Below are 9611 nucleotides of genomic sequence, written 5' to 3' on the forward strand. Positions count from 1 at the left end.
TCCTCTGTTTCTCCTCCTCCTTCTGTATCGTGGCCTGCGTCTGGCTCTTCTGCACCGTCCTCTGTTTCTCCTCCTCCTTCTGTATCGCGGCCTGCATCTAGTTCTTCTGTTCCACCCTCTGTTTTTGATCTTTCATCTCATTTTGAGCGAAATATGAGAGCCGTTGGTTCACAGGTTTTAACTTATATTCTTGTGCCAAATACCTTGTTTTATGCTGGATGGATGGATATCAGTAATCAAAATAAGCAATTGCGCACACTGCGAACTTTTTCTAATCGACCGTTTAAAATTAATGAAAATCCCGCTTTGTTCGTGCGCGGTTACGGGGGACATCATCATTATACTTCAAATGTGTCTGCACTTAAATATGGATCTGGAGGAGACCTTGATTATAACGCTATAGAGGCTGGTATTTTACTCGAGAAAATCGAAAATGCATACAGTACGACATCCTTTGGAATTATGGGAAATTATGGTAAGCTTTCTTTGCAGCCTCGAGAGGTTAAACAAAGTCAAGAAGGTATATTTGATAAATGGACAATCACAGCATATGGGAGCATGCAGCATAACACGGGCTTTTATATGGATGGTTTCTTCTCTTATGGTTTGTTTAATGGAAATGTTCTCACACTTAGGGGAGGTAAAACAGCTGCATTGAGAGGTAAGCCTCTAAGTATTTCCTTAACTGCTGGTAAAACATTTATTGTAGGCTATCGATATTTTATCTTTGAACCACAGGTGCAATTTGTTTATCAAAATCTCCAGTTTCATAAAACTCGTGATATCGATAATTTTAATATTGATATGCGAAAACCAGATCATTGGGGAGTGCGTATCGGTGGACATTTAACCAAGACGTTTACATCTACTAAAGATGCACATGTCCTTTCATTTTCTGGCAAACTCTATTTCGTCCGTAATTTTGATGATAAACAATTTGTGTATTTTAAAGATGCTTTCCAACTTGGTTCTTTAGGTTCCTCTTTAGAAGCTGGGTTTGGTATTTATTCGCAGCTGTCTCCAAAAATTATTCTTCATACTGACCTAATTTATCAGCATAAATTTACTGATGCTGGTTTTTCTGGAACGCATTTTTCTGGTGGATTAAGCTATCATTTTTAATTTCTCTATTAATTAGGCCCTTTATAGAAATCATAAGTGCAAAATGTGATTTTATTGTGTTATTTTTCTGTTTTTAACTTTACACACAATCCAAAACAAATTATTCAATAGATACATAATAAGAATAATCGGTAGCTAAGTCAGATGTGCTTTTCGATTTTCAATGAAGATGAGAAAAAGAAATTAGAGTAAATTATGATTAAGGTATTAAAACGCCATATATATTTATATGCTCTTACGACGTCTGTTTTATTCTTTGTGCATAATATAGATGCGAATGCACAGGAGGAACTTTCGTGTAGTTCTCTTTTGAAGTCTTCTTCATGTGATGTTCTCGAAAAGCGTAATGATTTAGATACTATTGGTAGCGATTTTTCTGGTGTTACGAAGGTAAAAAAGTTCGATCAAACAAACATTAAAGTGGGGGAAAAGGGGAGTCTAGGGGTTGAAGGGACTTTGGAGTTAAAAAACACTGGTAAAATTCTATCCGAGGTATTCGCACAAGAAAAGATGAAGATTGTTTTGGATAAAATTTCCATTATTGGAAGTGGCAAGAACACAGTCAATGATCAAAATATAAATGGCTTTAATCAGGCTGTTTTTGGTGTAAAACAAGGTGGCTTTCTTCTTGTGAAGGATGGTAAGATTAATGTTTCGAATATTTATGGTCTTGTGGTGGAGAGCTCAGAGGGTGTTTTCATTCCTGGCGGTACGACTAGATATGGCGTATTGGATGATGACTCTTTATATGGTTCATGGGATTGGCGTTATTCTGGCGTTGTTTTTGAGAATTCAGATATTACTCTTAATGGGCGTTCGACTCGTGGAATTTATTTAAAAGGAGGTCTTCTACAAGAGGAATATATAGAAGGGGAAATGTTGTCAGCATTGGGGGAAGTTCAATTCAAGAAGACGAACTTTAAGGTTCCTAATGGTACAGCTATTTATATCGATGATGCTAAAAGATTTCCTCATATTACTGCGTTAGAGGGATCACGTATCTTTGCTAATCGATTCTTAGACGTTAAAGTTAACTCGCATGTGGCAGTTGAAGCTGATGCTTCTTTTTTTGTAGGGGGAGCGCGCGTTGATAAAAAATCTTATGCTGAAGTTGAGTTATCGAATAAATCGCAATGGACGGTGACGCCAGGGAAAAATAATAAATGGCATTCTTCATCTGTTTCCTTTGTAAGGGTTATGGATAGCTCTATAGTCTTTCAGAAGCCAAAAGATGTTCATTATCAGACACTTCACATTGGGAAGTTTGATGATGATCATGGCTTAGATTATGTTTATGTTGCAAATGATGCACGTCTTCTTATTAATGCATCTCTTGATATAAAAGATGGTCAAGTAAGAGAAATCGAAGCTGATAAGCTTTTGATCTATGGTAATATTTATGGAAAAACTAAGGTCTATATTGTAGAAGTTCCAGCGGATGTGAGGAAGGGGGAAAGCCGTAAAGATACACAAGGAAATAATAAAAGCGTTTCAATTATTCAGGTTTATGGAAAAGCTGCGGAAGATTCTTTTAAATTGGCAGCTGGTTATGTCGCTTTAAGAGGGGTGCCTTATCGATATAGTCTTCGTGCTTATGGTCCAACATCTTCTCTTGGAAAAGCAAAAGATGAAAATAAATTAGCTAAAGGAAAAAAGAGAAAGGGAGATTTTTGGGATTACCGACTTGAAGCTGAATATGTTCAGCACTCTTCTCGCCGGATTCATACTCAGTTGAAAGATGGCGCTCCTCGTCGTCGTGTATCTCGTTCTTTAAGCACGCGTGATCATCATGATAATGTTGTTGCCAGTCATGATGCTTCTGTTCTTTATCATGAAGAAGGCGTTAAAGCTGTTGTCCCACAAGTTCCAACATATTTATTGATGCCTAATGCTTTGTTTCAGGTTGGTTTGATGGATATGAGTAATCATAACAAACAACTGGGAACATTGCGGACCGCCATTGGAACTTTGGGTGAAAGTGGTAAAAGTTCTGCTATTTTTGCGCGAGGTTACGGTGGAAGTTATCGTTATCTTTCTGATCTGTCTGCGCTTGAATATGGTTATGGTGGGAATTTGAATTATAATGCTATTGAGGCAAGTATTTTGCTCAATGCTATTGAGGATGCACATCATACCTTAAGCTTTGGAGTAATGGGAAGCTATGGGAAAATTGTTCTACAACCTCAAGATGTTGAAGAAAGCAAAAAAAGTGTATTTGATAAATGGGCTATTACAGCATATGCTGGCATACAGCATGATACAGGCTTTTATATCGATGGTCTTTTTTCTTATGGTTTATTTAAAGGAGATGTTCTAACGAAAGCAAGAGGCAAGACAACAACATTGAAGGCAACACCTCTGAATGCTTCATGGATTGCGGGGAAGTCATTCATGATAGGGCAATATAAGGGGCTTATTTTTGATCCACAGATTCAGGTTGTTTATCAAAGTGTACCATTTGATAAGACGTCTGATATCGATGGATTTGATGTTGGAATGGGAAAAGTTGATCAGTGGGTGGTGCGTGTTGGCGGGAATTTAAGCAAGACGCTTGTTGCCTCTGAAGAAGGACATGTTGTTTCTTTCAAGGGAAAGCTTCATCTTACCAATGGTTTTAGGGAAAAACAACGCGTGCAGTTTGGAGATGAATTCCAATTAGGTGCTTTTGGTTCTTCTTTAGAAACTGGAATGGGGGTTAGTGCTCAGTTGTCTTCGAATTTGATGTTGCACGGAGATGTAATCTATCAGCATCGTCTTAGTAAAAGTGGTTTTTCAGGGACCATTTTTTCAGGAGGCTTACGCTATCGCTTTTAGATATACTTGAAATATAAAGTGATTTTCACATAAGTAGAGGGTGTCTTATGGAGCGTAAAGGGATTATTTATTTTTTAAACTTTTCGCGATTCGTGTGTTTAATTTAGTATTATTTCCAAGTTTCATCCACTCTAAATAGAGAAGGATTTGTAAGAAGTTTATGGTTGGTACATGTAAAAGTTATAGGTTTTTTGTAATAGGTGCTTGTTCTTTTTTTTTAGTTGTAAGTATTAATGCAAGCTTTCATGTTTTTGCAGCCTCCTGTGATGCAACAGAGAGTTTTTATAAGTGCGATGATGGTAAACAGCACACGATCGGAAATAAAACTTATAATTTAAAAAATCTTCAAAAACATACATTTGGTTTTGCTCCTATTTATGTAGAAAAAGCAGGTACAGTTGTGGATGCATCTCAGATAACAGTTACGGGGGATAAATCAGGTGGAATATCTACATATGGTGCTTATGCAAAATATGGTGCACATCTGAATCTAAAAGATTCAAATTTTAAGAATGTACAAGCTCTTCATGCTGAGAATGCAGTTATTCGCATGAGAGGTGGATCTATTACGGGAAGTTCGCACGCTATTTATGCCTTAGGTCAAAGTGCGGATATTTCTTTAGTGGGTGTAAACATTGTGATCGAGCCACATAACTTGCAAGATGTGGGGTTTGTGAGTAGACTTGGTGCGAAGATTAATATGGTAGCCAGTATTGTGAATTTTAATGGGAAAGGTACATTTTCATCGTTTTATGGAGGAAGATACGCTTTCAATAGTACCGTCATTAAGGGAAAAGGAACACGAAAAACGGTTATTATCGGTGAAGAAAGTATCGATGAATTGCCTGGAGCCTTTGATGTACTTCAAGGGAGTAATGTTCAATTAGGTTATAGTTCTATTGAACTGAGCGATATGCATAGTTTTTGGGTGAAAAGTTCTGCGGTTGATGTGAATGATAAAGGCAACTTTCTTTGGGACGCATTTAGCTCATCTAATGAATTTAAGAAAACGGATATTAAGATTCATAACGGTAAGATTTCTGTGAAAGGTAAGGGAGCACATGGTCTGTATTTTTATGGATTAAGACCAGATGAATGGTTTAGAATGCCTCATTCATTAAATGAAGTATTGTTACAAGGAAAAAATATCATTGTAGGAAAGGCATCTGTTCAGTTATCAGAGACAAATTTGATAGTCCCAGAAGGCATCGCCATTTATAGTACTGGAGATAAGGGTTTTGGGGGTGTAGCTACCGTTGAGTTATTGGAAAATACAAGAATTTCTGGTGACTTATTATTAAAAACTGAAAATGTTTCTTCTCTTCTTGTTCAGGCATCTGCTTCGATTCTTAAAGGGGCAATACACAAAGAGGACAGGTCTCGTGTTGATTTACAGTTAAAAAAGGGGTCAACATGGTATCTTACTAAAAGTAAATATCAAGATTTACAAGAAGAAGATGCTGCCTTTTCATCGCTTTCTACTTTAAGTCTTTTTGATAGTACAGTCGTTTTTGAGAAATATTTCTCTCAAGATTATCATACATTATTTATTGGAAACCAAATAGACAATGGAGACAATATTCGTGCATCAAACAATATTGGTAAAACAGCGGGTGTGGATAATGTGTCCAATAAAGTATACAGAGCGGAAGGTAATTCTCAGATACAAATGAGCACATTTATGAATAATGATGGCTCGTTTGATTCTCTAAAAACCGATCTCATTTTGATCTATGGTGATGTTGGGGGCACTACTCTCATTAGTATGGAAAGATTTCAAAAGGATTCAGAGAAAAAGGATTCAGAGGAAAAAGTGATTAACGGGGATGGACATCAAAGTGTTTCGATTATTCAGGTTTTTGGAAAGGCAAAGGAAGATTCCTTTAAACTTTTGAGTAATTATACTGCAATAAATGGATTTCCTTATCAATATAAGCTTCGTGCTTATGGTCCAAGTTCTTCTTCTGGAGAAGCGGATCCAAAGAATAGATTAGTTGCAGGGGAAGGGGATTTTTGGGATTTTCGTATTGAAAGTGTTTACGTTGCTTCTGAGTTAGATTCTTCCAAATCTGTTTCTGAACCTACATCTACAGTTTTACCACCTAAATCTGAAGTAGAAATGATAGCTTCTGAACAGCCAACAGAAACTATTTTGCCTGAACAATCTTCTTCTATTGATTCTTCGTCTGTCCCATCTATAGTTTCTTTGTCTGAAGTATCTGAGTCGTCTGAAACATTTATTCCTACGGATTCTGTTCCTACCCCTTCTACGCCTATTTCACCTGTACCTCCCTCTTTACCAACTGTTTCAGAGAATTCTTCTACTGAGCAATCTGTGCCAGCGCCGGTTGTTTCAGTTGAGACCTCTACTGATGAGGTTTTGTCATCTGAGCCATCAGTTCCGGTATCACCTTCATCTCCGGATTTTGTTCCTACCCCTTCTGCATCTGTTGAAACAAAATCTTCTACGGCCTCTGATGCTTTTGATCCTTCATCTAATCTTCCTATGCCGCTTGATATTCAGCCTGAACTAGGTATTAGAGCTGTTGTTCCTCAATTGCCAATTTATCTCCTTTTACCAAATGCCTTATTCCATGCTGGTTTGATGGATATGGTTGCGCAAAATAAAAAATTGGAGACAATGCGGAATACTTTTCAATCCTCTTGGAAAGAGGATGAAAAGACCGCCTTTTTTCTGCGTGCTTATGGTGGTAACCATCATTATACTTCCAATTTATCTGCTTTTGAATATGGTTATGGCGCTGAGCTTGATTATAATGCATTGGAAGCAGGGGTTTTGTTGAGTGAGATTGAGAATTTATACAGTCGTACATTATTTGGTGCTTTGGGAACTTATGGTGCTCTTTCTCTAATCCCTCAGGATGTTGAACAAAGCAAAAAAAGCGGATTTAATAAATGGTCTCTTGCTGCTTATGGAAGTTTGCAACATGATACCGGTTTTTATCTAGATGGGGTGTTATCATATGGTCTTTTTAAGGGAGATGTTTTAACACTTGCACGAGGTAAAGTTGTGGCATTAAAGGGTAAACAGTTTAGTGGTTCTTTCACGAGTGGTAAGACGTTTGCAATAGGCTATAAAGGAGTTGTGTTTGATCCACAGGTTCAGGTAACTTATCAGCATCTTCAATTTCTTCAAGCGCTTGATGTTGATAATATTGATGTTGATTTGGGAAAATTTCATCGATGGGTTGGGCGTGTTGGTGGGCGTTTAAGCAAGATGTTGAATGTTTCTGAAGAGGGACATGTTGTTTCTTTTTACAGTAAGCTTTCTTATTTACATAGTTTTGAAGATAAGCAATTTGTTTCTTTTAAAAACGATTTCCAGTTAGGTTCTTTTGGTTCTTCTTTGGAAGCAGGGCTTGGGTTTAATGCGCGTCTTTCTTCAAAACTTTTCCTTCATGGAGATGTTATTTATCAGCGTAGGTTGAAGAAAGCTGGTTTTTCTGGAACGAGTTTCTCTGCTGAATTGCGTTATATTTTTTAACTATATATAAACTATATAGTAATTTATATATAAGTATATATAGTATTGTATTAAGTATTAAAAGTAGCTCTTTGTTTTTATATTTATTATAGTTTGAGAAGTTAATTAAATTAGATATAGATATTATTCTTCAATGAACAGAAATAGGGGAATAGGAGTCAAGAAGAGTTATGGTTTATGTATTTCACAAACATGTATTTTTATGCAACTTTACAACAGCTATTCTTTATTTTTTACAGGTTACTTATGCTTGTTCTACGGACTTTTCAAATGATAGAAGAGGGGTGTTTTATAATTGTGATGATAGAAGAATACACTTCCTTGCAAATAAAGTTTATTACTTAAAAAGTTCTCAGGAGGCATCTACTAGTACTGCGCCTATTGCAGCTATATATGTAGAAAAGGCAGGTACTATTGTTGATGCGTTTCAGGTAACAGTTTATGGCGATAATCCAGATAAAATATCTGCTTATGGCGCGTATGTAAGAAATGGTGGAAGACTTAATCTAGCAGCTTCAGATTTTAAGGACATACCTGCTCTTCTTGCTCAAGATGCAGTTATTAGCATGACATTAGGGGAAATTAAGGGAACTTCACATGCTATTTATGCATGGGGAAGAGATGCGGATATTAATTTAGAGAGTGTAAATATTGATATTGAGCCTGATAACTCGAATGTAAAAGGGATCGGTATTATGAGTGGTTTTGGTGCAATGGTTAGAATGTCAGAAGGTACTGTTAATTTTAACCAGATTGGCTCATTTTCAACTCAGTTTGGGGGGCGCTATTTTCTTAATAATATAGGTATTATAGGAAAAGGAAGGAGGGAGGAATCGAGAACAGGTGGTGATGGCGCTATGAGGGGATTGCCAGAAGCTTTTGAGGTTTTCCAAGGAGGCGATGTTCATTCGAAAAACAGTTATTTTCAGCTTAACCATATGCATGCATTCTTGATTAAAAACTTTTCAGGTTATGTCGATAATAATGGCAGGTTAATTCAAGGATATAGCTTACCAAATAGCTTTAAAAATACAAATATTAAGATAGAAAAAAACAATATTTCTGTGAAAGGGGAGGGAGCATGTGGTCTGTATTTTAATGTTTTAGCTCCAGAAGAGTTTGCTAAAATGTTGAGGAAACGAGATGATGAAAAAAATTTAGAAACCAAACAAGTTATCACGGGGATGGCATTTGTTCATTTATCAGAGACAAATATGACAGTTCCAGACGGGATTGCGATTTATGCGAAGGGGAATAAAGACTATGAAGTAAAAGGTACTCTTGGATTATCGGATGAAACAAAAATCTCTGGTGATTTGTTGCTAAAAGCTGAAAATAAAGCTTCGCTATCGGTGAAAGCAAATTTTTCTTTTCTTACAGGAGGGACGCGTGTTGACGATAAATCGACTGTTGATTTAGAGTTAACTCATTATTCAAAATGGTATCTTACCAAACGTAAATACAACGGTTTACAGGAATCTGTTTCATCACTTTCTTCTCTAAAGCTTTCCAATAGCACATTGATCTTTGATGAAGATAGTGGTTATCAAATCCTGCGCATTGGAAAAAAAGCAGATATAGATGCAAGAGATAACATTTCAGATTCAACAGATAAGAAAGTCTACAGTGCTGAGGGAAACGCTCAGATTAAATTGAATGCATTTTTGAGCGATGAGGGGATGTTTGATTCTCACAAGACGGATCGTATATTGATTTATGGTGATATTTCTGGAACGACATTCATTCATGTGCAAAATTTTCCAAAATATGCACGTAAAGAAGTCTATGAAGGAAGAGATCAAAGCATTTCACTCATTCAAGTTGCTGGAACAGCACAGGCGGGTTCTTTTCAACTCGCTAATGGTTATGAGGGTTATACTACGGTGAAAGGTTTTCCTTATCAATATCGTATTCGTGGTTATGGTCCAGGTTCGCCCTTTGGAGAAGCGAAAACTACGCAAAGATTAGTGGAAGGTGAGGGGGATTTTTGGGATTTCCGACTTGAAGGGATTTATATTTCTCCTAGATTAGGTTCTTATAATGGTCCATTTGGTAAGCCTTCTGCGTTTTCATTGTCTCGTCCTGTTGCTCCTCCACCTCCCGATCCGCTTCCTACATCGTTTATGTCTGATTCCCCTTTTTCTGAGTCCTCTGATTCTGTTGCTCCTCC

At 36.9% G+C, this 9611-nt stretch carries 4 protein-coding genes; all 4 read left to right on the forward strand.

What is annotated here, in order from left to right; translation table 11 throughout:
- On the forward strand, window positions 1-1122 hold a 1122-nt coding region (locus tag MCY_RS06310), incomplete at its 5' end, for an autotransporter outer membrane beta-barrel domain-containing protein (protein ID WP_007347540.1).
- Window positions 1123-1317: 195 nt separating this feature from the next.
- Window positions 1318-3936, forward strand: coding sequence for an autotransporter outer membrane beta-barrel domain-containing protein (locus tag MCY_RS06315; protein WP_007347541.1), 2619 nt, complete (start codon window positions 1318-1320; stop codon window positions 3934-3936).
- 160 nt (window positions 3937-4096) lie between these two features.
- Window positions 4097-7441: an autotransporter outer membrane beta-barrel domain-containing protein gene (locus MCY_RS06320; protein ID WP_007347542.1), complete on the forward strand. Its 3345-nt coding sequence runs from the start codon at window positions 4097-4099 to the stop codon at window positions 7439-7441.
- Between the two features lie 170 nt (window positions 7442-7611).
- The coding region (locus MCY_RS06325) for an autotransporter outer membrane beta-barrel domain-containing protein (protein WP_007347543.1) at window positions 7612-9611 on the forward strand (2000 nt) is incomplete at its 3' end.

This window comes from Bartonella rattimassiliensis 15908 (assembly GCF_000278215.1).
GTDB classification, from domain to species: domain Bacteria; phylum Pseudomonadota; class Alphaproteobacteria; order Rhizobiales; family Rhizobiaceae; genus Bartonella; species Bartonella rattimassiliensis.

Bases quoted from the DNA above. Each gene is read 5' to 3' on its own strand.
- MCY_RS06315 (WP_007347541.1), top strand. From the start codon at position 1,318: ATGATTAAGGTATTAAAACGCCATATATATTTATATGCTCTTACGACG.
- MCY_RS06320 (WP_007347542.1), top strand. From the start codon at position 4,097: ATGGTTGGTACATGTAAAAGTTATAGGTTTTTTGTAATAGGTGCTTGT.